Below are 25162 nucleotides of genomic sequence, written 5' to 3'. Positions count from 1 at the left end.
TAATCTTAATCTATTTAGAGTCTATTTTTCAAGCTCTAGACGTTTTTTTTACTCAATGTTGCAAGATTGAATTAATTTTTAATTAACAATTTCTTAGTTAATAACTTTTTAATATCTTCAATTAATTAATAATCAATCTGCTACAAAAAAAAATTATCTTAAAAACTATAATACAAATCTGTATAAAATTTAACATTTTAATAAACTATGCACGCATAAAGATTCGTTCTTTTGCGAAGATTATTAACTCTATCAAATATTTACGAAACTGTATACGATTTAAATGATTTTTAAACCTTTTAGTGTAATTATTTTAATCGTTAAGAGTTTCATGAGACAATTAAAAACTATTAAAACACACTCATGAAAAAGATTACATTTTTATTTGTTGTAATCCTTATGGCAGTCGTTGGGGAAACGTTTGCGCAAGGGGTAACTAAGTCTTCCATTAATGGTAAGATGACCGATAATACAGGAGAAGCTCTTCCTGGTGCCAATGTAGTTGCGATCCACACTCCATCTGGAACAAAATATGGTGCAATTACTGATTTTGACGGCTTTTACAGAATAGCAAATATGAGAACTGGTGGACCATACAAGGTTACTATCTCATATGTTGGTTTTAAGGATTATGTAAAAGACAATGTTTTTCTTCAATTAGGAGATTCACAAAATATCAGCACTCAAATGATTGAAGAAGCCAGTGCACTTGAACAAGTTATAATTACAGTAACTAACAATAGTGTATTTGATTCTGGTAAAACAGGTACCGAAACTACGGTGACCGAGAGACAAATTAATTCTTTACCCTCGGTATCAAGATCTGTTGCCGACTTTGTAAGAATTACTCCTCAAGCTCAAATAACCGAAGGAGATGATGGTTTTTCAGTTTCTTTAGCTGGACAAAATAACCGATACAATGCTTTGTATATTGACGGAGGAGTAAGTAATGACGTATTTGGTCTAGCTGGTTCAGGTACTGATGGTGGTCAAACAGGAGTAAATCCATTCTCAATCGATGCGATTGAAACTTTTCAAATTAACATTGCTCCTTTTGATGTAAGACAATCAGGGTTTTCTGGTGGTGCTATAAATGCAATTACTCGATCAGGAACAAATAGCATCGAAGGATCTGCCTATACATATTTTAGAAACGAAAGTCTTTCAGGAAAAACTCCTCCAGATTTAGTAGGGACTGGCGATTCAAGAGAAAAATTATCTGATTACTCTGCAAAAATTTACGGAGCTCGTATTGGTGGTCCAATCATAAAAGACAAATTATTTTACTTTGTTAATTATGAGAGAGAAGAACAAGAAACTCCACAGCCATTTAACTTTAGTAACTACCAAGGAAACGCTACCCTGGCTGATATTCAAAATCTATCAAATTTCTTACAGACTACATATGGTTATAACCCTGGTGGGTTTGACAATAACACAAGAACATTAGAAAGTGATAAGCTAACAGTTAAACTAGATTGGAATATTAATGATAACCATCAATTAAGTGTAAAGCACAATTTTGTAAAAGCTGATAATCTAGAAGCAAGAAATAGTGGAAACAGAAATATTGGTTTTATTAATGGTTCTGAGCTTTTTGAAAGTACTAAAAATGAAACTACCTTAGAATTTAGTTCGTCTATAGGAAACTGGGCTTCTAACAACTTACTTATTGGTTATAAATCAGTAAGAGATGATCGTGATCCTTCTGGCAACCCGTTTCCAACTGTTGATATTCGTGATGGTGGTGGAACAATTTCTTTTGGAGCAGAACCATTTTCTACTGCAAACTTATTAGATCAGGATATTGTTAATATAGCCGATAATTTTGAGATTTATAGCGGTAAACATACTGTAACTATAGGGACTCAACATGAGTTTTCAAAAATTAAAAACTTATTCTTTGCTTTTAATTACGGAGATTACACCTTTAACAACTTAAGTGACTTTTATAATGGTGTTATTGACGAATACCAAAAAGGATATTCTCTAGTAGGTGGTACTGCAGTAGGCGATGAATCTGCCGGAGCATCAGAATTTAAATTATACCAACCGAGTTTTTATGTTCAGGATGAAATAAGCATATCTGATAATTTTAAACTAACAGCTGGATTAAGAGTTGATGTTCCTATTTTTGATGCAGGTGCTGAAAATCCTGATTTTAATGACAGAACTATTCCTCTTCTTGAAGCTGCCGGAAAAGACCTTCAAGGAGCAAGAGTAGGTAAAAAAATAAGACCTTCTGCACATTTATCTCCTCGTGTTGGATTTAACTGGGATGTAAAAAATGATAAGACTACTCAAGTACGTGGTGGTTTTGGTATTTTTACTTCAAGAATTCCGTTAGTATGGCCTGGTGGTTCATATAACAATAATGGTATTACTGGTGGATTTACTGGCGGATTTAATCTAGATCCTTCTACAATAACTTTTAACCCAAATGTTAATCAACAGCCTGTAGCCGTAGCTCCAGGAACTGGAGAAACAGCAGGAAATATCGATATTTTTACTCCTGATCTAAAATTACCTCAGGTAATGAAATATAATATCGCTATTGATCAAAAATTACCACTTTGGGGATTAATCGCAAGTGCAGACTTTTTATATACAGATGTTATTACTAATATTTATTATCAAAACTTAAATATTCGCGGACCAGAAGGAACTTTAAATGGTGCTGATAACAGACCATACTACAGTGATAGTTTCGGAGATCGAATCGATAACACTTATGGAAGAATAACTCTTGGAACCAATACTGGCGAAGGATTCTCTTATAATACATCTTTTACCCTAAGAAAACCTTTTGACAATGGATTTCAAGGAAGTGTATCTTATTCTTATGGTGAATCAGAATCTATTTTTGATGGTACTTCTTCTCAAAACAGTTCACAGTGGAGAAATATTCAAACCGTAAATGGTAAGAACTCTAACATCCCAAGATCAAGATCTGATTTTTCACAAGGGTCTCGTTTTTCTGCTAATGTTAGTTATGAAAAAGAATACCTAGGGTTTATGAAATCAACAATTGCATTATTTTATGAAGGTTCACAAGGTGCTCCTCACTCTTTTGTTTACAGAGAAGGTAGAGATCTTTTAAATGATGATTCTAGAGATAATGCTCTTATCTATATTCCTTCAAATGCAAGTGAAATTAACCTTGTTCCTTTTAGAGATCGTGACGGAGACATAATCCCAGGATCAGATACTCCTGCAGAGCAATGGGCTGCACTAAATGCTTTTATAGAAGGAAATGATTATTTAAGAAAAAGAAGAGGTGGATATGCAGAACGTAACGGAGATAGAGGTCCTTGGAGTCATGCTATTGATTTAAAGTTCTTACAAGATTTTTATATCAAAACTGGAGAAAAGAAAAACACACTTCAGCTTTCTCTTGATATCTTTAACTTCACTAATCTTTTAAATAAAGATTGGGGAAAACGTAAATTCATCCCTGGAAATGTTGCACTAATTGAAACTGTAAGAGGTGGAACAGCAGATCCAGAGTTTACCTTTGACGCTAGTTCTTTTGAAGATGGAATTGAACAAATAGATGATAATGGTCTTCAATCATCAAGATGGCAAATGCAAGTTGGATTACGTTATATATTCAACTAAGAAATTTATAAATTAAATATCAAAAACCTCATTCGGAGATCGAATGAGGTTTTTTTTATCTCCTCAATTTCTGACCTTCATTATTATCCATAATAATGAATACTAAATCACAGTATAAACCGTTGTAAATTTCTGATATAGAAATACATACAACGGTTTGTTTTTTTTCAAAAAAACACCGTTTTATTTGTAAGTATCTCCATGTGATAACGACAGTAAAAAATCCAACTTTAACATATATATATTAACACAAAAAAAACACTATGAAAAACGTACTTCAATGGGGTGTAATCCTTGCAATATGTATAGGATGTAAAAACGATTCTAAACAAAAAGACAAAGATTACGTTCCAGTTTCTTCAATCGGAAACAAGGCTATTGCAGTATCAGAAATTGACAAGAAAGCTCGAGAAATTTTTGGTGTATTACCCAAAATAGCAGAAAGCCCAGACAATCCAATAACTCATGAAAAAGTAACTCTGGGTAAAACGCTTTATTATGACAAACGGCTTTCTAAAGACAATACACAAAGTTGTAATACCTGCCATAATCTAAAAACATATGGAGTAGACAATCTGTCTTTTTCAATAGGTAACGATGGTAAACCAGGAGGACGTAACTCCCCTACAACTTTAAATGCCGCATTACATATGACTCAATTTTGGGATGGACGAGAACCTGATGTAGAAGCACAAGCCGGAGGCCCTATATTAAACCCAATAGAAATGGCAATGCCTAACGAAACAGTAGTGGTAGACCGAATATCAAAAATCGATGAGTATATCGAGCTTTTTGCCAAAGCTTTTCCAGAGGAGAAAACTCCTATAACATATAGGAATATAGAAAAAGCTATTGGTGCTTTTGAACGAAAACTGATTACTCCCTCTAAGTTCGATAAATACATGGCTGGAGATGGTTCTGCATTAAACAAATATGAAAAGAAAGGCATGGAAACCTTTATAAGTGTTGGTTGTATCACCTGCCATACTGGAGCATTACTAGGAGGTAATATGTATCAAAAATTTGGGCTTACCGTAAATTATTGGGAGTATACAAATAGTGAAAAAATAGATAATGGTAGGTTTGATCTCACCAAAAATGAAGTTGATAAATACGTCTTTAAGGTTCCTTCACTACTTAATATTGAAAAAACCACACCTTATTTTCATGATGGTAGTATTAAAGATCTTAAAAAAGCCATCTCAATTATGGGGGAAACTCAATTAAATCAAAAATTAAATCCACAGCAAATTAATGAGATTCACTTATTTTTACAAACCTTAACAGGAGAGGTCCCAGAAGAAGCTTTAGAATAAAACTGATATATTATATATAGCTATGACTAAATAAGTTTTCTACAAAGCAAACACTTTGTAGAATAAGTCTAAATAAAGACTCCTGTGCTTGTAGGATGAGGCTTTTTTATGCATTATATGTACCTTTGAATAAATTAAACACATCATTTTATGTACGAAGCTATTCAAATCGTCCATTCATATTGGGCTTATCTTGTTGTTCTTGTCGTTACACTAGCAACTATTAATGCCCTAGCTGGATTTTTTACCAAAAGAGAATATGCTCCAAAAGATTTTAGAGTCTCTCTATTCGCGCTTATCGTTACTCATATTCAGCTTTTAATCGGTATTATTATCTTCTTTGTTTCCCCTCTTGTGGTTTGGTTCTCAGGAACTCACAAAATGGGAGAAATCATGAAGGACGCTACTTTACGATTATATAATGTAGAGCACCCTTTGGTAATGATCTTAACCATTGTTTTTATCACAATGGGATACTCTAAACATAAAAAGAAACTTACTTCTACACCTAAGTTTAAAATGCTAGCTATTTTCTATACTATTGCCTGGATTCTTATGCTATCAAGAATACCTTGGGCACAATGGTTCTAAATCAAAAGTGTTTTAGTTATAGTTAATTTAGGCTTGTGAAAAATCTATAATGCTTGTCATTCTAGTCTACGCTAGAATGACAAGCTTAATTAGTATAAAACCAAAATAGTTTTGTTATAAAGTAATCTCGATTAACTTATAGTCTCTAAGACCCATAAGCTGTTAAAACCAGTTTTCTAGGGCCTCCAGAATCTCTATGTTCACAGAGATAAATGCCTTGCCATGTTCCTAGATTTAACTCTCCGTTAGTAATAGGAACCAAAACAGAAGCACCCATCAAAGAAGCTTTGATATGAGCTGGCATATCATCAGCTCCTTCATAGGTATGAATATAATAGGACGCATTTTCTGGAACCATAATATTCATATGACTTTCAAAATCCTGTCGTACTGTGGGATCCGCATTCTCATTTATAGTAAGACTAGCAGATGTATGCTTAATAAACACTTGTAACTGCCCCATTCGTACCTGTTTGATTTCGGGTATTTCGGCAAGAATCTTAGAAGTAATCAAATGAAACCCTCTGGGATATGATGGTAATTGTATTTCTTTTTGAAAAAATTTCATGGTATTGCCCTAGTACGACTCGGGATTTTTTTTTAATTAGTATTTAATCTACTTTGTCAGGTTATATCAAACCGAGCACAGCTCTTTATTTACTAGCAATTTAATACAAATTTTACAGTTATAATACCCTGTATTTATTCTAACTCTAATACCTTTACAATTAAAATTATACACTACTATGGATTTATCCCAAATCAAAATGGTTGCTACAGATATGGATGGCACACTTCTTAACGCTAAAGGTGAAGTAAGCCGTCATTTTTTTGAGCTTTTTGAAGAGTTAAATAGCCTGGGTGTAACTTTTGTTGCTGCTAGCGGAAGACAATATTATAGTATTATTGATAAACTAAAACCTATCAAAGATGACATTTATGTCATTGCCGAAAATGGAGCTTTGACCATGCAACAAGACAAAGAACTTCAGATTACAGAAATCGATCGTAAAACATACCTGGAACTCCTTGATATTACTAAAACATTACAGGGTTCGCAAGTAATCGTTTGTGGAAGAAAACGAGGGTATATTGAAGACTACGGACAAGATTTTGTCGATATGTTTAGTGAATTTTACGACCGGTATGAGATTGTAGAAGATCTTTCTGAAGTAATCGATGATCAATATCTCAAAATTGCAATTTGTAATCAAAAGGGAGCAGAAGAATATCTCTATCCTGCTTTAAAACATCTGGAAAACAAATTGAAAGTAAAAGTGTCTGGAGAAATCTGGTTGGACCTTTCTCATAACCTCGCTAATAAAGGTCATGCGCTACAACAATTGCAAAAAAACAATGATATATTACCTGAAGAGACTATGGTTTTTGGAGATTATAACAATGATCTTGAAATGATGACCAAAGCGACATATAGCTTTGCTATGGAAAATGCACACCCAAACATAAAAGCAATTGCCAATTACTCCACAAAGAGCAATAATGACAATGGTGTAGAATATATGTTACACAAAATGATTGAAGCCAAAAAAGCCAACTAAATCTACTATTTTATATTGGCCTGAGAAATATCAATATCTAAAGTAGCCTTTTCTCCTGTAGCTTGCCAAAAATTAAAGTAAAAATTACCCCAATCAGGAGTTCCTTTTTTAGCAAAGTTATCTAGGTCCATATTGATAGATGTAATCCTTTCGTCACTTAATTTTGAAGTAGAAATAACCACAGTAATTCCTTTAAAACTTTTTTGAGAACTCTCTTCAGAAGGTACGCGAGCACCGTTCTTTGTAATAAGATCTGCTGCCGTAAATGTTGTAATTTTATCTGCTGTAAATCTACCTCCACCTGCTACTGCTTGCGGGTTTTCGGCTACTTGAACCGATTCGATTTCACTTTCTTTTATTAACCCCATAAGGTATAATTCTAAATTACCATACGGAAGCGCATTTCCTCCATTAGCAAAAGTCCCAAATCTGTTTTCACCATCCAGTTTTCCCTGATAATTATTACCTCCCAAATCAATAAGCTCATCAAAACCACCAAGTTGTCCTCCTACACTAGAATATCCCCAATGACCACCAACCGTGGTTGGGATAAAATCATAATTCCCCCAATAATGCACTATTTCGTGTAAAAAGGGGCCATTTTTAATATATTCGGTTCTAGGCATATGAATAATACTTTTCAATGTGCCCTGTGAGCCATACGCTGCCGTATTATCATAAATAGATGACCCTACACCTTCTACATCGTTTTTAACCTTTTGAGTTACGCCATAATACAAATCATTAGGTTGTTCTGTTTCAACAGAGAGTATAAAAATAAAATCAAAATTATCATTTAAATGCTCATACACCTTTTTAGACACCATAGCAAAATCGCCATTTCCGGCAATAAATTTATTGTATTCTGCTTCTGATAAAACATAGTTTATAAGTTTGCTGCCTTTGCCTAAAATAAAATTTTCTTCAAAAACAGTTTGCTCTCCTGATGGATCAGGGTCAACTCCTGTATCTGTAGAGTCGGGATCATCATCTTTACTACAAGATAAGAAACAAAAAACAAATAAGCCTACAAAAGATAAGACCTTTAGGCTCTGCTTAGATTGGGGATTTAGCATGATATAAATTCTTAAGTTATAAAAAAACAACGCTATAATAGACACTTTATTTGAATTACACAACAAATAAATTGAGCCTATTTATAAGGAACTGATAACGAAATTTTTAGTCATTTAGTTTTAATACCGCCATAAACGCTTCCTGAGGAATTTCTACATTACCTACCTGACGCATACGCTTCTTACCTTTCTTTTGCTTTTCTAATAATTTACGCTTACGAGAAATATCACCACCATAACATTTGGCTGTTACATCTTTACGAAGAGCTTTTACCGTTTCACGAGCTATAAATTTAGCCCCAATTGCTGCTTGTATCGGGATATCAAATTGTTGGCGAGGGATTAATTCTTTTAATTTCTCACAAATCTTTTTACCAATATCATAAGCATTATCCTTGTGCAATAATGCAGATAACGCATCTACAATATTTCCGTTAAGCAATATATCTACTTTCACCAGTTTAGAAGAACGTAAACCAATCGGTGTATAATCAAAAGATGCATATCCTTTTGATACTGTTTTTAAGCGATCATAAAAATCAAATACAATCTCTGCCAATGGCATATCAAAAGTAAGCTCTACTCGTTCTGTAGTTAAATAGGTTTGATTAGTAATCTCTCCACGTTTCTCAATACATAAAGACATTACAGATCCTACAAAATCAGATTTGGTAATAATAGAAGCTTTGATATATGGTTCTTCTACTCTGTTCATAGAAGAAGGATCTGGTAAATCCGATGGGTTATTTACAATTATGATATCATCGGGATTTTTATTGGTAAACGCATGATAAGATACATTAGGTACCGTAGTAATTACAGTCATATTAAACTCACGTTCTAATCGCTCCTGGATGATCTCCATATGTAACATCCCTAAGAACCCACATCTAAAACCAAAACCTAATGCCGCTGAGCTTTCTGGTACAAACACCAAAGAAGCATCATTAAGCTGTAATTTTTCCATAGAATTACGAAGCTCTTCATAATCTTCTGTATCTACAGGATAAATCCCTGCAAATACCATAGGTTTTACATCCTCAAAACCTTCGATTGCATTTTGCGTAGGTGTTTTAGCATCTGTGATGGTATCTCCTACTTTTACTTCTCTAGCATCTTTGATTCCTGTAATCAGGTATCCCACATCACCTGTTTTGATTACCTGTTTAGGCTCCTGATTTAATTTTAATGTTCCTACCTCATCAGCAGAATAGCTTTTCCCGGTAGCCACAAATTTAATTTGTTGCCCTTTTTTAATCTCACCATTAACTACCTTAAAATATGTTTCTACGCCTCTAAATGAGTTATATACCGAATCAAAAATCAGGGCTTGTAAAGGCTCTTCAGGATTTCCTTCTGGTGAAGGAACACGTTCTATAATCGCAGTAAGAATTTCTTCTATCCCAATTCCCGTTTTAGCACTTGCAGGAATTACTTCTTCTGCATCACACCCCAAAAGATCTACAATATCATCGGTAACCTCTTCTGGATTAGCACTTGGCAGGTCTACTTTATTGAGTACCGGAATAATTTCCAGATCATTTTCAAGAGCCAGATATAAATTAGAAATTGTCTGTGCCTGTATACTTTGTGCTGCATCTACAATTAGTAATGCTCCTTCACAAGCTGCAATAGAACGAGAAACCTCATATGAAAAATCAACATGACCAGGAGTATCAATAAGATTAAGGATATACTCCTCTCCTTTATGCGTATATTCCATCTGGATTGCATGACTCTTGATCGTAATCCCTCGTTCACGTTCCAAATCCATACTATCAAGTAACTGCGCCTGAGCTTCACGAGCGGTTACTGATCCGGTAAAGTCCAATAATCGATCTGCCAGTGTACTTTTACCGTGATCAATATGTGCAATAATGCAAAAGTTTCTAATATTTTTCATGTAGTCTCTCTCTTGTATACCATCAAATCTAACATAATCATTTATAAAGGTATATCAATCATTTTTAAATACCCATTATGGGGTCTCATTCTTCTTTTTCAAATAAGTTTTAGGGCGTGACCCATCATTACATCTTGGGTCGGGCTATCCGCGCTACACGGTAGCTTGCTCCTATCTCTCACGCAATTTTCATGCTCTTAATGACTTGCAAATATAATTGATTTTAGAAGCTTTATACTATCTCTCCCGGTATTTTTAGATCTTACTCATTTCAAAAAAATAAGACCTCACAGGTCTCTGAGATCTGTGAGGTCTTAAAGAATTTGTATTTTTACCAAAAAAATAGTTGCTGTGGCCAAAATAGGAGACATAGATGTAGGAGAATTCCCGTTATTATTAGCCCCGATGGAAGATGTAAGCGATCCTCCTTTTCGTGCGTTGTGCAAAGAGCAAGGCGCCGATGTTGTATATACAGAATTTATTTCTAGTGAGGGACTAATACGTGATGCTGCCAAAAGCGTCATGAAGCTTGATATTTATGAAAAAGAACGCCCGGTTGGTATTCAGATTTTTGGAGCCAACCTGGATTCTATGCTTAAATCTGTTGAGATTGTAGAAGCATCGGGACCAGATATTATTGATATTAATTTTGGGTGTCCCGTAAAAAAAGTAGTGAGCAAAGGTGCCGGAGCAGGAATTCTTAAAGATATTGATCTTATGGTTTCTCTTACCGAAGCCATGGTTAAACACACCAAATTACCTGTTACCGTAAAGACCCGATTGGGTTGGGATCATGACTCTATCAGAATTGTAGAAGTTGCAGAGCGACTACAGGATGTGGGAGCCAAAGCCATTTCTATTCATGGCCGTACCCGGGCACAGATGTATAAAGGCAATGCAGATTGGAAACCTATTGCCGAAGTAAAAAACAATCCGAGAATGCACATCCCTGTATTTGGTAATGGTGATGTAGATACTCCCGAACGCGCTATGGAAATGAGAGATCAATATGGTCTTGATGGCGCTATGATTGGCCGTGCCAGTATTGGTTATCCCTGGTTTTTTAAGGAAGTGAAACACTATTTTGAAACTGGTAAGTTTTTACCACCACCAACTATAGAAGAACGAGTAAATGCAGCACGTAGACACTTACAAATGGCAATCGATTGGAAAGGCGAAAAACTAGGTGTTTTTGAAACCCGTAGACATTATACCAATTACTTTAAAGGGATACCTCATTTTAAAGAATACCGAACCAAAATGGTAACCAGTGATCTCCCCGAAGATGTATTTGCTGCTTTTGATGAAGTACAGTCTACATTTACCGGATTTGAGTTTGTATAATTTTAAAAACCCAAAAGGCATTGTGTTAGGGATAGTAGTGATTACCCCACAGAAAAGTTGCCATTCTGAGCCCAGTCGAAAGATCCACATATCGAGGAGTAAAAACGGATAGCCCGCCCGAACACACATACCTTTACCTATAACAATGGACTATACTAATTCACCAATTTCTGATTAATTCTACTAGAAGCTAAGAGAGAAGCTATAAAACCGATAATAGTAATCGTAAAAAATACCACAACAAAACTAATCATGGTAATACGAGTTGGATAAGGTAATGAAGGTGTGATCATCAATAATTCAAATTGCTGTTGCAGTACAATAAGTATAAACCCTAATAACAATCCTAATACTGTACCCAAAACGGTCATAAGTGAACCTTGAAACAAAAATATTTTTCTGATACTTGGCAGAGAAGCCCCCACATTATAGAGTGTTTTTACATTGTTTTTCTTATCGATAATCATCATAATAATAGCTCCAGCGACATTAAACAGGGCAATAATGGCAATTAACGTGATCACCAGATAGGATACTAAATTCTCGGTATTTAACATCTTATATAATGTATCATTAAGCTGCACCCTGTTTTTTACAATCACATTATGATCAAAAATCTGTTGTAATCCCTCTATCACTACTTCTTCATTAGCTTGTGGTGATAGTTTAAGTTCTATATGAGTCACTTTATCTTCTGGTAATTCCAATAATTTTCGTACTAATCCCGTAGTTGCAAAAATGTATTTTTTATCAAGCTCTTCATTTACACTATATACCCCAATATTTACTGCTTTCTCTGATCTAAATGCTTTTGATGGGTCACTGGGAATACCTTTACCCGGTTTTGGCACATAAATGCTAAGCAGGTTTGTATATGTTTGCTCAACTCCCATATTAAGTTCTCTACTAATACCATTACCCGCAACTACCTGAAAATCATTATTGGTTAACCAATCCCCAAATACCAGTATACTATCGGTATGAATAACGTTATGATAATTAGCATCTACTCCTTTGATATAGGACATCTTTTGTTTATCCATAAACTCTAAGAAAACACGCTCTTCTACAATTTCAGAAAAATTGGCAACCCCATCAAGCTTAGCTAACTTTCCTTTTTGGGTATCAGTGAATGTAAATGTCTTTCCGCTTGACGGAAAAATCTTAAGATCAGGATCAAAATATGAAGAAAACTGAAGGCTAAAATCTTTAAGTCCTGCAAATCCTGATAACACAAGAAATAATGCCATCGCTCCTATGACTACACCAGTCGCAGCAATAATTGTAATAATATTAATAGCATTGCTACTACCGGGAGAAAACAGGTATCGCTTTGCGATGTAGTATGAAAAATTCAAATCCTTATGATGAGCATTAGATATGTATGAAATTTTAATTCTGCAATAAAGATAAGAGAAAAGAAAAATCTATTTCTTCTACTTTCTATGATTTTTCTATTTTATGACGCTACCTAAAATTACTTCTTTTTACGTTTTTCGAGAAGTTCGGGATTATTAATCGGATCTTCTTTCCCTTTTACAGCTTCTTCTATATTAGAAATATACTCAAGAGAATCATCAATAAAATAGGATAATTCTGGCATACGACGTAATTGATTTCTGGTACGCTGTGCTACCTGATGTTTTATTTGTGATCTTACCTGGTTTACTTCTTTTAGCACTCTTTCTCCTTCCTGATGTGGGAATACGCTCATATATACTTTTGCGATTGAGAGATCTGTAGTCACGCTTACTTTGGTAACGGAAACCAAAATCCCCTGTACTCCTGCTTCACGTAATGCAAGTTGTATCACATCGGCTACATCGCGTTGTAATACTCCTCCAATTTTTTTCTGTCTGTTTGTTTCCATGGTGCAAAAGTACAATTTATATGTATTTTTGCGACATAGTGATAAAAGTATATTATGAATCATATCAATAAAATAGAACATCTGGGCATTGCAGTCAAAGATATTGAGCAAGCAAATACATTATATGAGAAACTTTTGGGAGTCGCTCCATATAAGCAGGAGGCCGTAGAAAGCGAAGCTGTAATCACCTCTTTTTTTAAAGTGGGAGATAGTAAAATAGAATTACTGGCCAGTACCCGGGAGGATGGACCTATCGGAAAATTTATTACCAAAAAGGGAGAAGGTATTCATCACATCGCTTTTGATGTTGATGATATCGAACTAGAACTGGATCGATTAGAAAAAGAAGGGTTTCAATTAATCAATAAAACGCCAAAGCCTGGTGCTGATAATAAATTAGTTGCTTTTCTACATCCTAAAAGCACAAATGGGGTTTTAATAGAGTTATGCCAAGAAAAGCCTATTGATCAGGATATTACAAAATAAATACTATCGTTTTTATAGCTCTTTTTTCCTTTTTTAAAGAAGAATCAAAGCCTTTATACAGCTTAGAAATAAAAGACAATTAAAATAATAGAAAAATGTTTGGCGTGTTTATATCAAATCCTTAAATTTGCCCTCCGTTTTAGGTCCCATAGCTCAGCTGGTTAGAGCACCTGACTCATAATCAGGGGGTCCTTGGTTCGAGCCCAAGTGGGACCACGTAGTTAAAAAGCTGTTTCTTGTATTAGAAACAGCTTTTTGTTTTTATCCTAGTTTTTAAAAATCTACTTGACTTTTTGGCTTTAATAGAATGAATTTTCTTCTTATTGAACAATTATAGGTACTACTGGAGACGTTGCTGAAGCAAGTGTGCTTCCTGAAAGAATATATGCTATAATCTTATACTCCCCAGGATCAAAAGGTTTTCCTGAATTGTTTGAAATATCAAAAATAAATGAACCACTACTTTTGGTTGTTGCAGTAACAGAATGTCTGGTTCCATCAGGACTTATCGCATGAATTGCCACAGGTACTCCTTCTTTATTAGGGGTAATACTTCCTCTACCTGATATATTTGGGGATTCATAATAAGGATCTACATTGATTTCTGATGCTTGCACAGATTGCACAAAAGCAGTCATTCCCCCCACTGGAAAGAAAGAATGACCTATCTTATCCACCCAGCCCTCTATACTAATTAGTGGTTTGCGGTTATATTTTCGCTCTTCTTGTTCATCAATATTATCTAGTACAGAACCATCTAGATCAGACCATATAACTACATTCATTCTTCTTACCTCTTTGGGTTGCAAATAAATCGATCCATGTTCGATCGCTGCATTCCAGAACCTGGGAACATCACGCACTTTCATATCCATCACCACAGGTCGATCATAAGGATTACGTACATCTACCTGAAATTCTGTAGGGGTAAACGGACTTCCTGAGGCGGCTTCGAATTCTACAAAATTTTCCTGCGCCTGATTATTATTAAAAGTAATCTCACCTGTTTGTGGTTGAATCAAAACCTTTACACAAGTGTGTTCTCCTTGTGAAGGTACCCACTTTCTATTTGCCTCTACTATAATTTCAGAATTTGCCGGCAAGATCCCCACATTGACCTCATCAAAAGGAGTCCAGTTACCATCATCTCCCACACCAGGTGGTGAATTGATATAAAAGGTAACTTTTACATCTTCGGGTGTAGGAACACTTCCATTATTAAAAATACGTGCATATAACGTATTGTTATTTCCTACCCAAGGCTCATCTCCGTTTCCTATTGGTTTAGTATCATCTCCGGGCTCATGATTTTTGTAAACAATTTTTGGAGGTGAAGTTTCATCATTTTTAAGACTATTAGCCCATATATCTTCAGATTCCCAAGGTGGTGGAGACCAAGGGGTAATACGCAAATCAAATTGCCCATCAGGGTCAGCTGCCGGTAAGGTTCCCCATTCTAATCGTACTCTATATTTAAGTGGGCGATCTGCCAACTTTTGTTCTATAGAGATTCTGATTGTCCTTTTAGGATCGTTGACCTGATCTCCTACTTGAAGAATTCTTCTGGGAGGCAATAATTGAATATTGCGCTCCTGATTATTATTTTGATTGTTTTCCTCAATAGAACTAGTTACTATTACACCACCCTCCCACGCAGGTGCTGTTGAGCCAACATTGATGTTTTGATCGAAAATATAGTCATTAGGAGCTCCAGCACTAGGATTTGGTTTTTGTCTTACTTCTACGTGATAATACATCCCATCTGTTACCTGAAGGCTTAGCAGATTAAATACATTATCACCGGTATTATCTTCACTATTTCCGTGGGCAACAATATCATAAGTTTGATTAAATGTTGGCGAACTACCCCAAGTTTCTTTAGCTATATTATTATTATGAAAGTACTGTAATCTTTTTTCCATATTATAGCCAATATATAGAGGACCACTGTCATGGTTACCCATAAACGCATAACCAGAAGCTGTGCCTGCTGTCGTGCCGCTAGGATATAAATCTCCACCTGCGAAAAAATGCGATAATTCGTGACCAATTCTACCCCAATGAGTACCTTGCGCCATATAAGTGAGTCCTTTTTGGGCATTAAAGTCTATGTCAAAATTAAGTCCCAAAACTGTAGATTCTGCATGAAAACCTTCTTCCTTCCAACAACAAGAGCCTCTTAAAAATGGCCCTGCACAAACTACAATATAGTCACCAAAATCATCAAAATTGGGCAACATTGCTTTGGCTCCCAATAAAGCTTCAGCATAATAAAATTCTGGTTCCTGAACGAATCCCTGGCTATCCTGAGCATTCTTTAATTCTGTTTCTTTCTGCTCAATTTTTTCATTTGCTTCGTCTATTTGAGCTTGGGTAGTTGCAGGGTTTAACATAAGGGCATCCAATTCTGCCTGGGCTCCATCTAAAGCAGTTTGAGCACGGGTTATATCTTCTGATTGCCACATATAAAAATCTCTAACCTGGCTTAGAGAAACCCAATCAGGGGTCACTACAAAATTAGCAGATGTTTTACCATAAGATGCCTCCTGAAAATAAGTATTTGCCTGACTGGCTCGCTGCACTATATAATCTCGCCCTGTAGCTGCAATCGTATTATCAAAATACATAGTTGAATTTGGATCTGAGATATCAGAGGGTTGTGCTAATATGATTAAAATTGGCTGATTGGTGCCTTGTGCATTCATATCGTACTTTTTATTAGAGATCTCCATCAACCCTTGAAATAATTCTGCATCACTATCCTGCAAAGGAGAGGCCTGTAAAGTAGAGCCTTCTCTATTAAAATCTACTGTAGTAGTATCACCTTCTGAGGTACTTAGGTCTGTTAAAATAATAGGGCCGGTAGCAATATCTCGAAGAAGTACAAATCGAATAATGCTATCTGTAGCACTAAGTATTTTTGTACTTCCTCCACCTACAGTGATCTTGTTTTGATGATATATTGAATTAAAATTATCCCCCTTAAGTGTTACAATAGTTCCAGGTATTCCTTTATTGGGGACGACTTCTTTAATAACAGGGCTTAAAGAAGAATCGCTACAACTACATACACATGCCAAAAGAGCTATGTATATATAAAAACCTAATGTTTGTTTAATGAACGTCTTCATTTTAGTTTGTTTTTGTGTGATTGTATATTTAAAATTTGAGTGTATCGAAAACTACACACCCTAGCTTGTCTATTAAGGCTAATGCTTAGACCAAACAAGGTAATGATTTCATTTTCAACTATTAAGGGGGAATTCTCCTTTTTACCTAAAGGCATTTAACCCTTTTTGCTGTAATTATTAACCCCATTGATTTATGAAGATTATGAAGGTGAGGTCACTACATTAGAAAAGAATCAATAACAAACATATTACATCAAACTCGGTTTTTACAAAACCCGTGTGCTATCTGGCATATTTTGAGTTATTAAGCGGCTAAGCATAGGATTATTCTACTACTTTTGATTCACATAAAAGGATGTGCTATGTGGCTAAGATTATATAAGATTACTTTGCTTTTTTTGATTTCTTGTATAGGATATGGGCAATCAGAAGAAACCCTAGATTCTATAGTTAAATTAGAATATAAAGAAATTAGAGTAAGGTTTAACAATCTTATTGAAACAAACTCTACCAAAACAGGCTTGTACGCCAAAGCATATTTACAAAAAGGAAAAAAAGACAAAGACGATCTTAAAATTACAACAGGGCTATATTACACATCTCAACTCTATCCAAACGATTTTGAAAAACGCGTAATATATATTGATAGTGCGATTGATGTGATTAAAAAGACAAATCATAAGAAATATTTAGTTATTCTCAAAAATCATAAAGGCACAGTATATGAAACCGCTGCTTTTTTTGATATTGCTTTGGATAATTATCTTGAGAGTTTAGAGTTAGCCAAAAAGACAAATTTCTTACCTTACATTTATATTTTGCAGCATAATATCGCTATTCTAAAAAGAAAGTTTGGAAAATATGAAGAAGCAAAATCGCTATTCAAAAAAGCTTTGAACTATGAAAAATTAAAAATAGGAAAAGAACCAAATGATTCGTTAAGCTATCTTTTAACACTTTCAGAACTAGTCACTACCTATAGACAGAATAAAGAACTAGATTCTGCTGCCATATTAAATGATAAAGGTATGCAGATGTCTAACAAAAAAACGATACAATCTTTGTTTCGGTTAAACAAGGGAATACTTCACTATCATTATAAAGAGCATGAGATTGCCATAAAGAATATCAATGAAGCAGTACAAGTTTTGTTGAAGTCAGACAATAGGCAATATTATGAAACCTATGACTTAATTGATGCTTACTTTTTTCTTGGAAAATCTTATAATGCATTATCAAATAAGAGACAAAGCATTATTTATTATAAAAAAATAGATTCTGTTCTTCAAAAAACGAATTATTTAATTCCAAAGATTCGTTTAGCATATTTAGAAATTATTAAATATTACAAATCCGTTGACGATAAAAATAATCAGTTATACTATATCAATAGGTTACTTCATAATGATAGTATAGTTGATCGTAATTTTAGAGATGTAAACAACAAGTTGATCAAAGAATATGATACTCCTATCTTGCTTTCTGAACAAGAAAAACTCATTGCTTCACTAGAAAAAGAAAATACCAAAATCTCATCTCAAAATATCATCATATCCATATTATTAGCAGTAAGCATCTTTGGTTTTGGATATTATTACTATCGGCAACGTTTGTATAAAAAACGCTTCTTAAAACTACTTGATACAACTACCAATTCTGATCAAAAAAAAGAACCTTCTAACAATTCATCAAGTTCATCAATCAATAAAGAAACTCTAAACCATCTGCTGGATCAACTACAACAATTCGAAGAAAAAAAGGGATATCTAAAATCAAACCTTAATGCCAAAGACCTGGCAAAGAGTTTTGGATCTAATTCTAGCTACCTCTCTAAAGTAGTCAATACCTTTAAAGAAAAAAGTTTTAGTAGTTATATTAATGATCTACGTATCAATTTTGTGATTGATAAACTACGTGAAGATTCTATGTTTAGAAAATACACAGTAAAAGCCATTGCGCAAGAGATTGGCTTTAATAATGCCGAAGCCTTTTCTAAGGCATTCTATAAAAAAACCGGAATCTATCCTTCATATTTTATAAAGGAACTAGAGAAACAACAGTCTACATAAGAAAATCACATTACATTAATTTCATCTCCCACAGCAATGGTAAAATCTTTACTATCGACAAGTTTAAGATATCTTCCAAACCAGATTTTTCGCTCTGATAATCGATATTGTGATAGTGTTTTTAACGGTTCTTCTCCTTTTTCTCCCGTTTCCTGATTTACCGTCGTTACCGTACACCGAGCACATGATTTAGTGATTTCGAAAGTTGAGTCGTTAATTCTAATCTTTTTCCATTGGTCTTCAATAAACGGGCTTCCTCCTGTAAAGACAATATTGGGTCTAAATCTGTTCATTTTAATAGGAGAAGGTAACTTACTATTTAGATCATCCAGAGAACTATCTCCTACAATCAAATACTGAGCTCCATCCTGAAAAAGAATTCGTGCATCATTATTTTGTTTAACCCATCTTTTTGCTGTACTTAATTGTCTAACCAGATATACTTCTTTTCCTAAACGATCAGAAAACCAATCATTCACCACCTGTTCTTCTTTTATGGCCTCTACTTTTTCTTTAAAAACAGAAACCAAAATAGGTTCTTTTAAGGTTGGATTCTCTAATTGAATATTAATACTACTTTCTTTATAGGTTACCAATAATGAATCTTGTGATAATGCCACCTGAAACAATGCCAATTTAGGTTCTTCTCGCTGGGTAATATGTTTTCCGTTTTTATCGGCCAGCATCCAATATCGGTCATACTCAAAACCTGTTTCGGATAGGGTAGCACTTTGTAATTCAATTCTACCCAGTGATTTAACCGGGTACACATACAATTCTGAGATTTTTAGCATCTTTTTACTTTTAATATTCGTTGTCTATCAGTTTAACCTGAATGGTTTTGTAAAGTTCAGCTTTTCTTTTTAGTAAACCCAAATAGTAACAGACCAATAATTACAATACCTCCTCCTATGAGTTGTACAGCATATATTGTTTCTCCGAAAGGAAACGCAAGTAACACCGCAAAAAACGGAATAAGATTCATGAACAGTGTCGAGGTGGTTGCTCCCAGTTTAACGACACAGAAATAAAATGCAGTATATGCAATTCCCGTTCCTAGTACACCCATAAACAAGATGCTACTCCAAAAAGACATATCGGTTGGTATATCGGTTGTTATAAATTCTGGTAATGAGAAAACCGCAAACAAAACAAAAGCCATAAGCGAAGTGATCGTTGTCATCACAACAGCATCTATATGAGGAAGATACTTACTCACAATGATCTGAGAAAGTGAGAATACAATTGCCATACCCATAATATAAACATCTCCTATTTCGAACTGCAATTCTGCCAACTTACTAAAATCTCCTTTTACCAAAATAATTGCCACTCCAAAAAAGCTAATCGCAATAGCAATCCATTGCATTAGTTTCACTTTTTTTCTTTGAAACACAAAAGCAAAAACAGCAGTAATTGCAGGACTAGTTGCAATAATAAGAGATCCATTTACAGCACTGGTTGTTTTTAGACCCTGGTTAAAAAAGTATATGGTTAAAAAGATTCCGAAAAAGGAAGTAAGAAACATATACCACCATTCTTTTGCAGAAAATCTGAATTTGAATAATTGATTGCCAAATCTCAAATACACAAGGAGAATCAACGAGACAACCCCAAAGAAAAATCGCAAAGCAGCAACACTTATAGGAGAATAAAACTCTAACGCTATTTTCACCACATGAAAATTAGCTGCCCAAAAAAGCATGGTTAGTATCAAAAACAGAAACGTAATTATTTTATTCATTGCAGATATATACTATTTATAGTTCATTAATAGATTATTAAATTGAAATTAGTTCTTAATTTAAAAAACAAAGGTTTCAAAATGCTGTACTTCTTCTTCAAACTCCAGAAGAAAGTCCTTATCTCTATCGTAATATTTTGCTTTAGTATAGTCCTCTCCAGCAAAAGTTTTAATACTCTCATAATCTTTCCATTTGGTCACTGTCCATAAATGGCAAATATCATTTTCAAATCTTCTTAGAACCTCTACACTTAGTATTCCATTGACAGATTTATAATCCGAAATACCACTTTCTATTAAGTATTGTAAATATTCTTGAGCATCTTCGGCATTAATTCTGCCATGCCATTTTCTTGTAATTACACTTGATTTATAATTCATACCACTATAATTAATTATACTGGTGCAAATATAATATAATATTTTTACCACCAAAACTTGTTTTACCGGTTATAATTATTTTACTTTGCACTATGAATAATGTAGAACACATACAAAATAGCCTTTTAGACGGAGGAAATCTATCCCTAAATTTTATCAATACGATTAAAGACAGGCTGGTTGCAGACCCTAAAGATTACCTTACCGGAAAAGAGGAATGGATTGCCTGGCTAAAACGCGTTGATATTTTAGAAAACGAAACGTCAAACTTTGATGAAGCTAACTTTAATCTAAAAGAAGTTATAAGGAAAAGAGAATTTTTGCATCGTGTGTTTCAAGGACTTGTTTTTCAAAGAGAGATTAAAGAAAAAGATCTTAAATGTTTTGATACACTCTTACAAAAAATCAGAAGATCCACTAAGATTTTTGTAGTTGACAATAAACCTCAAGAACATTTAGAGATAGATCCAAATGATCTAAATAGCTATATTTTAAAAATTGGAAAAGCTGCACATGAACTATTGATGTCTGAAGAAATAGATCGGGTAAAAGAATGTGGTAATTGCGGTTGGATTTACTTCGATTCGAGTAAAAACAAATGTAGAAAATGGTGCAATATGGATACTTGTGGTAATGAGGTAAAAGCCAGAAAATATTACGAAAGCAAAAAAAATAAAGTATAAAATTATATAAAATGAAAAACAGAAAAAACATTTCGTCTGGTAGCCCCTGGGAAGATATCGTTGGTTATTCCAGAGCTGTAAAAGTAGGAAATATTATTGAAGTCTCTGGTACTACTGCTACTGGTAAAGATGGGGATATTATTGGTATAGACGATCCTTATCTTCAAACCAAAACAATTATAGAAACTGCTAAAAATGTTTTGGAAGATATGGGATATAGTTTAGACAATGTGATACGAACAAGAATTTATACTACCGATATATCCCAATGGGAAGCTATAGGAAAAGCACATGGGGAATATTTTGGCACTATAAAGCCCACTACCGCAATGGTAGAAATAGCCAAGCTAATTAATCCTGATATGTTGGTAGAAATAGAATTTACAGCTATAGCAGATTAACTATACAAAAATGAATTAAAAATTAGTACTAACCCTTAAATACTCATAATTTATGAATTGTAATGTAGAATGTTTACCTAATGATTGTTCAGTAGTAAGAGAAAAGAGCACTACCAAAGTTTTTATTCAATCTATTACCGATTGGTTAAAAACTTTTAGAATCCCCGGAGCAGAAGATGCTTCAAGATTTAAATAGCATCCATTTCAACAATCTATATGATGTGAAATAAACCGCATAAATCATCTTAGTTTACCTGTAGAGATATTAAATAGACAGTCAAAAACTAGAGCTAAAGAGTTTGCCAGGTAGATTCCGGTAAAAATTTAATTGAAACAAGTACTTTATGAAAGATAATATTTCCAACTCGAAAATTCAATCGTACAGATCAGAAATGATGGCCGCATACAAGAAAGAGGTCTCACTACCTTATCTTTCAGATTTTGATGTAGTACTAACCTCAGATGAAGCTTATCAGATTCAGAAACATTTGGTACAGGAAGTATCAGAAAATGATACCATCGTTGCCTACGAAGCAGGTATGACATCTGAAGGTTCTCAAAAAAAATTCGGAGCAACCCAACCACTTGCTGCAGCACGATTTGCTTCTGGACTTCATTTCAACACTACAGAAATTAAAATCTCTGAATTTAAAAATCCAATTCTGGAAACAGAAATCGGTTACCGAATGAGATCAGAAATCACAAAAAAGGTAACTTTAAGTACCGTAAAAGAATTAGTGAAAGAAATTGTACCTATGATTGAAATCCCGGATATCAAACATCCAGATATGTCCAGGTTAACCCAAAAGGATATGATCGCGACCAATGGTGCTGGTGCTGTAATTATTCTAGGAGAACCAGTGAATGCAGATGTAAATATTAATGAAGAGATTATAACCTTGGCATTAAACAAAGAAGAAATTAGTAGAGGAAAAGGAAGTGACTCCATGGGAAACCAATGGACATCATTAGCATGGTTAATCAATAAAATTTTGGACCAAGGATACCCAATTACCCCAGAACACATACTCATGACAGGCACAGTTGGACAAATAACCCAGCTAACCAAAGGCTCTTATACTGCCACATATGGAGCTCTGGGAACTATCGAATTTACAGTCACCTAGATATATAGGATAGTTAATAATGGAGTAAACATCTTCTTGAGTTCCTATACCGCTCAAAAGGACATTGACTACCCCATATAGGTTTCAAAAAAAAATAGTCGCATGAAAAAATTTACCGTATACCAAATAGATGCCTTCACCAAAGAAAAATTTAAAGGAAACCCTGCTGGAGTTGTAATTAATGCAACAGGATTAGATGATGCACAAATGCTGGCTATCGCGAGAGAATTAAACAACTCTGAAACAGCATTTATCTTTCCTTCTGATAGCAACGATAATGATGGCGTTATACGATATTTTACCCCTACGGTAGAAGTTCCTATTTGCGGTCACGCTACTATTGCGGCAATGTATGCCAAGGCCATATCCGAAAATCTTGATTCTTGCATATTGAAAATAAAAACCAAAGTAGGAGTTTTACCATTTGCAATCCATAGAAAAGATGATGATTATAAAATAGAAATGACACAGGGAGCAATTAAATTCGAACCTCCTTTCGATAAAAAAACGAGCCAGGAAATTAGTACTGCTTTAGGGCTTTCTGAAAACCAAATCAATAATGACTACCCTATTCAAATTGTTTCTACAGGACATTCTAAAGTAATGATTGGTATTCATAAAAACGAAGTTCTTAATCATTTAAAACCAAATTTTTCTAAACTGGCAGAGTTAAGTCAGAACATACAATGTAATGGATATTATGTATTTACTTTTGATTCTAATGAAAAAGACTGTTTGATCAATGGTCGCATGTTTGCTCCAGCCATAGGCATTAATGAAGATCCGGTAACCGGAAATGCTAATGGACCTTTGGGTGCCTATATAGTACATCACAATTTGGTAAACCACAACGGAAAATTATTCGATTTTAAGATCAAACAAGGCGAAACCATGAATCGAACCGGGTATATGAATGTAAAAGTGAATATAGAAAATAATAACCCTGTTATGATACAAATTGCTGGCGATGCAGTAATCGTTTTTAAAACCACAATAACACTATGAAAGCAATAAAAATTCAAAAAATAGCAGCTTTCTCTTATGACAGCAAAGGAGGAAATCCTGCGGGCGTTGTCATAACAGACAAAATGCCGAAAGAAGAAGAAATGTTTAGCATTGCTAAAGAGGTAGGATATTCTGAAACTGCTTTTTTACATCCCAAAGACGATGGGTGGCGTATTCGATATTTTTCTCCCGAAATAGAAGTCGATTTTTGTGGTCATGCTACCATTGCCACAGGAGCAGGTCTGGGACAAAACCATGGAGAAGGAACATACAAGCTGTTTTTAAACAACGGAGAAATTAGTGTTGCCGTTAAAAAAACCACAGGAAATGATTTTAAAGTAACACTACAATCGCCTGAAACCTGGTCAAAACCTGCACCACAAACCGTTATAGATGATGTTCTTGATTTTTTCAATCTTCCTGCTTCAGCACTGCATGTAGATTTTCCGATTCGATATGCGTTTGCAGGGGCCAAACACCTCATTCTTGTAGTAAATGATCGAAAAACGGTAGCCAATATGAAGTATGAATTTGAAAAGACCAAAGCTCTTATGCTTAAAGAAGGCCTGGTTACCATAAGTTTACTGTGGTTAGATGCCGATAATGTATTTCATTCCAGAAATGCATTTGCTTCTGGAGGAGTATACGAAGATCCTGCTACAGGAGCTGCCGCTGCCGCTCTAGCTGGTTATTTGCGTGATATACATTGGAAAGGGAATACTAAATTTGAAATTATCCAGGGTGAAGATATGGGATCTCCATCACGATTAATAGTCGAATACACCTCTACAATTGGGGCTAGTGTAAAAATATCAGGAAGTGCGCGAAATATTTAAAAACCATTTTGAACAACCAAAC

The 25162-nt window shown here is 34.5% G+C and carries 22 protein-coding genes and 1 tRNA gene; 14 read left to right on the top strand and 9 right to left on the bottom strand.

Annotated features, from left to right (window positions below; genetic code table 11):
- Positions 1 to 363 precede the first annotated feature (363 nt).
- From DG435_RS18035 to DG435_RS18025, 3 genes are all read left to right on the top strand, one after another.
- Positions 364 to 3618: a TonB-dependent receptor gene (locus tag DG435_RS18035; protein WP_106791040.1), complete on the top strand. Its 3255-nt coding sequence runs from the start codon at positions 364 to 366 to the stop codon at positions 3616 to 3618.
- A gap of 263 nt (positions 3619 to 3881) precedes the next feature.
- Entirely contained in the window at positions 3882 to 4934 is a 1053-nt protein-coding gene (locus DG435_RS18030) for a cytochrome-c peroxidase (RefSeq protein WP_106791041.1), read from the top strand.
- A gap of 150 nt (positions 4935 to 5084) precedes the next feature.
- Positions 5085 to 5525 (top strand): hypothetical protein, encoded by a 441-nt coding sequence (locus tag DG435_RS18025; protein ID WP_106791042.1) that lies wholly within the window; start codon positions 5085 to 5087, stop codon positions 5523 to 5525.
- 145 nt (positions 5526 to 5670) lie between these two features.
- Here DG435_RS18025 and DG435_RS18020 read toward each other — a convergent pair whose 3' ends face one another.
- Positions 5671 to 6093, bottom strand: coding sequence for a secondary thiamine-phosphate synthase enzyme YjbQ (locus DG435_RS18020; protein WP_106791043.1), 423 nt, complete (start codon positions 6091 to 6093; stop codon positions 5671 to 5673).
- A 178-nt stretch (positions 6094 to 6271) separates the two neighbouring features.
- Here DG435_RS18020 and DG435_RS18015 point away from each other — a divergent pair, with 178 nt between their 5' ends.
- Positions 6272 to 7084 carry an HAD family hydrolase gene (locus DG435_RS18015; protein ID WP_106791044.1) on the top strand — a complete coding sequence of 271 codons (813 nt, stop codon included), beginning with the start codon at positions 6272 to 6274 and terminating at the stop codon, positions 7082 to 7084.
- A gap of 5 nt (positions 7085 to 7089) precedes the next feature.
- Here the strand turns inward: DG435_RS18015 and DG435_RS18010 are convergent, their stop codons facing one another.
- Positions 7090 to 8160 carry a hypothetical protein gene (locus DG435_RS18010; RefSeq protein WP_108840644.1) on the bottom strand — a complete coding sequence of 357 codons (1071 nt, stop codon included), beginning with the start codon at positions 8158 to 8160 and terminating at the stop codon, positions 7090 to 7092.
- Between the two features lie 106 nt (positions 8161 to 8266).
- On the bottom strand, positions 8267 to 10063 hold the full coding sequence (gene lepA, locus DG435_RS18005; RefSeq protein WP_106791046.1) for a translation elongation factor 4: 1797 nt from the start codon (positions 10061 to 10063) through the stop codon (positions 8267 to 8269).
- A gap of 351 nt (positions 10064 to 10414) precedes the next feature.
- Here lepA and dusB point away from each other — a divergent pair, with 351 nt between their 5' ends.
- Positions 10415 to 11407, top strand: a complete 993-nt coding sequence (dusB, locus tag DG435_RS18000) for a tRNA dihydrouridine synthase DusB (protein ID WP_106791047.1) — start codon at positions 10415 to 10417, stop codon at positions 11405 to 11407.
- A gap of 155 nt (positions 11408 to 11562) precedes the next feature.
- On the opposite strand, the gene DG435_RS17995 is transcribed toward dusB, so the two are convergent.
- Both DG435_RS17995 and rbfA read right to left on the bottom strand, forming a co-directional pair.
- Positions 11563 to 12765: an ABC transporter permease gene (locus DG435_RS17995; protein WP_106791048.1), complete on the bottom strand. Its 1203-nt coding sequence runs from the start codon at positions 12763 to 12765 to the stop codon at positions 11563 to 11565.
- Between the two features lie 119 nt (positions 12766 to 12884).
- Positions 12885 to 13277: a 30S ribosome-binding factor RbfA gene (gene rbfA, locus DG435_RS17990; protein ID WP_024768380.1), complete on the bottom strand. Its 393-nt coding sequence runs from the start codon at positions 13275 to 13277 to the stop codon at positions 12885 to 12887.
- Positions 13278 to 13331: 54 nt separating this feature from the next.
- Between rbfA and mce the strand changes: the two genes are divergently transcribed.
- Both mce and DG435_RS17980 read left to right on the top strand, forming a co-directional pair.
- A complete protein-coding gene (gene mce / locus DG435_RS17985) occupies positions 13332 to 13763 on the top strand; it encodes a methylmalonyl-CoA epimerase (protein WP_106791049.1) in 432 nt (143 codons plus the stop codon).
- Positions 13764 to 13905: 142 nt separating this feature from the next.
- Positions 13906 to 13979, top strand: a tRNA-Ile gene (locus DG435_RS17980).
- Positions 13980 to 14083: 104 nt separating this feature from the next.
- On the opposite strand, the gene DG435_RS17975 is transcribed toward DG435_RS17980, so the two are convergent.
- Positions 14084 to 16894, bottom strand: a complete 2811-nt coding sequence (locus DG435_RS17975; RefSeq protein WP_106791050.1) for an IPT/TIG domain-containing protein — start codon at positions 16892 to 16894, stop codon at positions 14084 to 14086.
- A 362-nt stretch (positions 16895 to 17256) separates the two neighbouring features.
- Here DG435_RS17975 and DG435_RS17970 point away from each other — a divergent pair, with 362 nt between their 5' ends.
- Positions 17257 to 18963, top strand: coding sequence for an AraC family transcriptional regulator (locus tag DG435_RS17970; RefSeq protein WP_106791051.1), 1707 nt, complete (start codon positions 17257 to 17259; stop codon positions 18961 to 18963).
- A gap of 5 nt (positions 18964 to 18968) precedes the next feature.
- On the opposite strand, the gene DG435_RS17965 is transcribed toward DG435_RS17970, so the two are convergent.
- Genes DG435_RS17965 through DG435_RS17955 form a run of 3 tightly spaced genes read right to left on the bottom strand, consistent with a single transcriptional unit; the run spans position 18969 to position 21088 of the window.
- A complete protein-coding gene (locus tag DG435_RS17965; RefSeq protein WP_106791052.1) occupies positions 18969 to 19757 on the bottom strand; it encodes an MOSC domain-containing protein in 789 nt (262 codons plus the stop codon).
- 56 nt (positions 19758 to 19813) lie between these two features.
- Positions 19814 to 20707, bottom strand: a complete 894-nt coding sequence (locus DG435_RS17960; RefSeq protein ID WP_106791053.1) for a DMT family transporter — start codon at positions 20705 to 20707, stop codon at positions 19814 to 19816.
- A gap of 60 nt (positions 20708 to 20767) precedes the next feature.
- Positions 20768 to 21088: an antibiotic biosynthesis monooxygenase gene (locus tag DG435_RS17955; RefSeq protein ID WP_106791054.1), complete on the bottom strand. Its 321-nt coding sequence runs from the start codon at positions 21086 to 21088 to the stop codon at positions 20768 to 20770.
- A 92-nt stretch (positions 21089 to 21180) separates the two neighbouring features.
- Here DG435_RS17955 and DG435_RS17950 point away from each other — a divergent pair, with 92 nt between their 5' ends.
- The 6 genes from DG435_RS17950 to DG435_RS17930 all read left to right on the top strand — a co-directional run bounded on the left by DG435_RS17950 (position 21181) and on the right by DG435_RS17930 (position 25140).
- Entirely contained in the window at positions 21181 to 21771 is a 591-nt protein-coding gene (locus tag DG435_RS17950) for a CGNR zinc finger domain-containing protein (RefSeq protein WP_106791055.1), read from the top strand.
- An 11-nt stretch (positions 21772 to 21782) separates the two neighbouring features.
- Entirely contained in the window at positions 21783 to 22172 is a 390-nt protein-coding gene (locus tag DG435_RS17945) for a RidA family protein (RefSeq protein ID WP_074406861.1), read from the top strand.
- 52 nt (positions 22173 to 22224) lie between these two features.
- Positions 22225 to 22368, top strand: a complete 144-nt coding sequence (locus tag DG435_RS25645) for a hypothetical protein (protein ID WP_159025435.1) — start codon at positions 22225 to 22227, stop codon at positions 22366 to 22368.
- Between the two features lie 148 nt (positions 22369 to 22516).
- The gene (locus DG435_RS17940) at positions 22517 to 23299 is read left to right on the top strand and encodes a 2-keto-4-pentenoate hydratase (protein ID WP_106791056.1); all 783 of its coding nucleotides are present in this window, start codon (positions 22517 to 22519) and stop codon (positions 23297 to 23299) included.
- A gap of 102 nt (positions 23300 to 23401) precedes the next feature.
- Positions 23402 to 24304: a PhzF family isomerase gene (locus DG435_RS17935; protein WP_106791057.1), complete on the top strand. Its 903-nt coding sequence runs from the start codon at positions 23402 to 23404 to the stop codon at positions 24302 to 24304.
- Positions 24301 to 25140 carry a PhzF family phenazine biosynthesis protein gene (locus tag DG435_RS17930; protein WP_199852626.1) on the top strand — a complete coding sequence of 280 codons (840 nt, stop codon included), beginning with the start codon at positions 24301 to 24303 and terminating at the stop codon, positions 25138 to 25140. Before DG435_RS17935 ends, DG435_RS17930 begins: the two co-directional genes overlap by 4 nt.
- Positions 25141 to 25162 lie beyond the last annotated feature (22 nt).

The sequence above is a fragment of the Aquimarina sp. Aq78 genome (genome assembly GCF_900299525.1).
Lineage (GTDB): Bacteria > Bacteroidota > Bacteroidia > Flavobacteriales > Flavobacteriaceae > Aquimarina.
The sequence above is the reverse complement of the archived record's forward strand: the minus strand, read 5'-3'. Positions and strand labels throughout refer to the sequence as shown.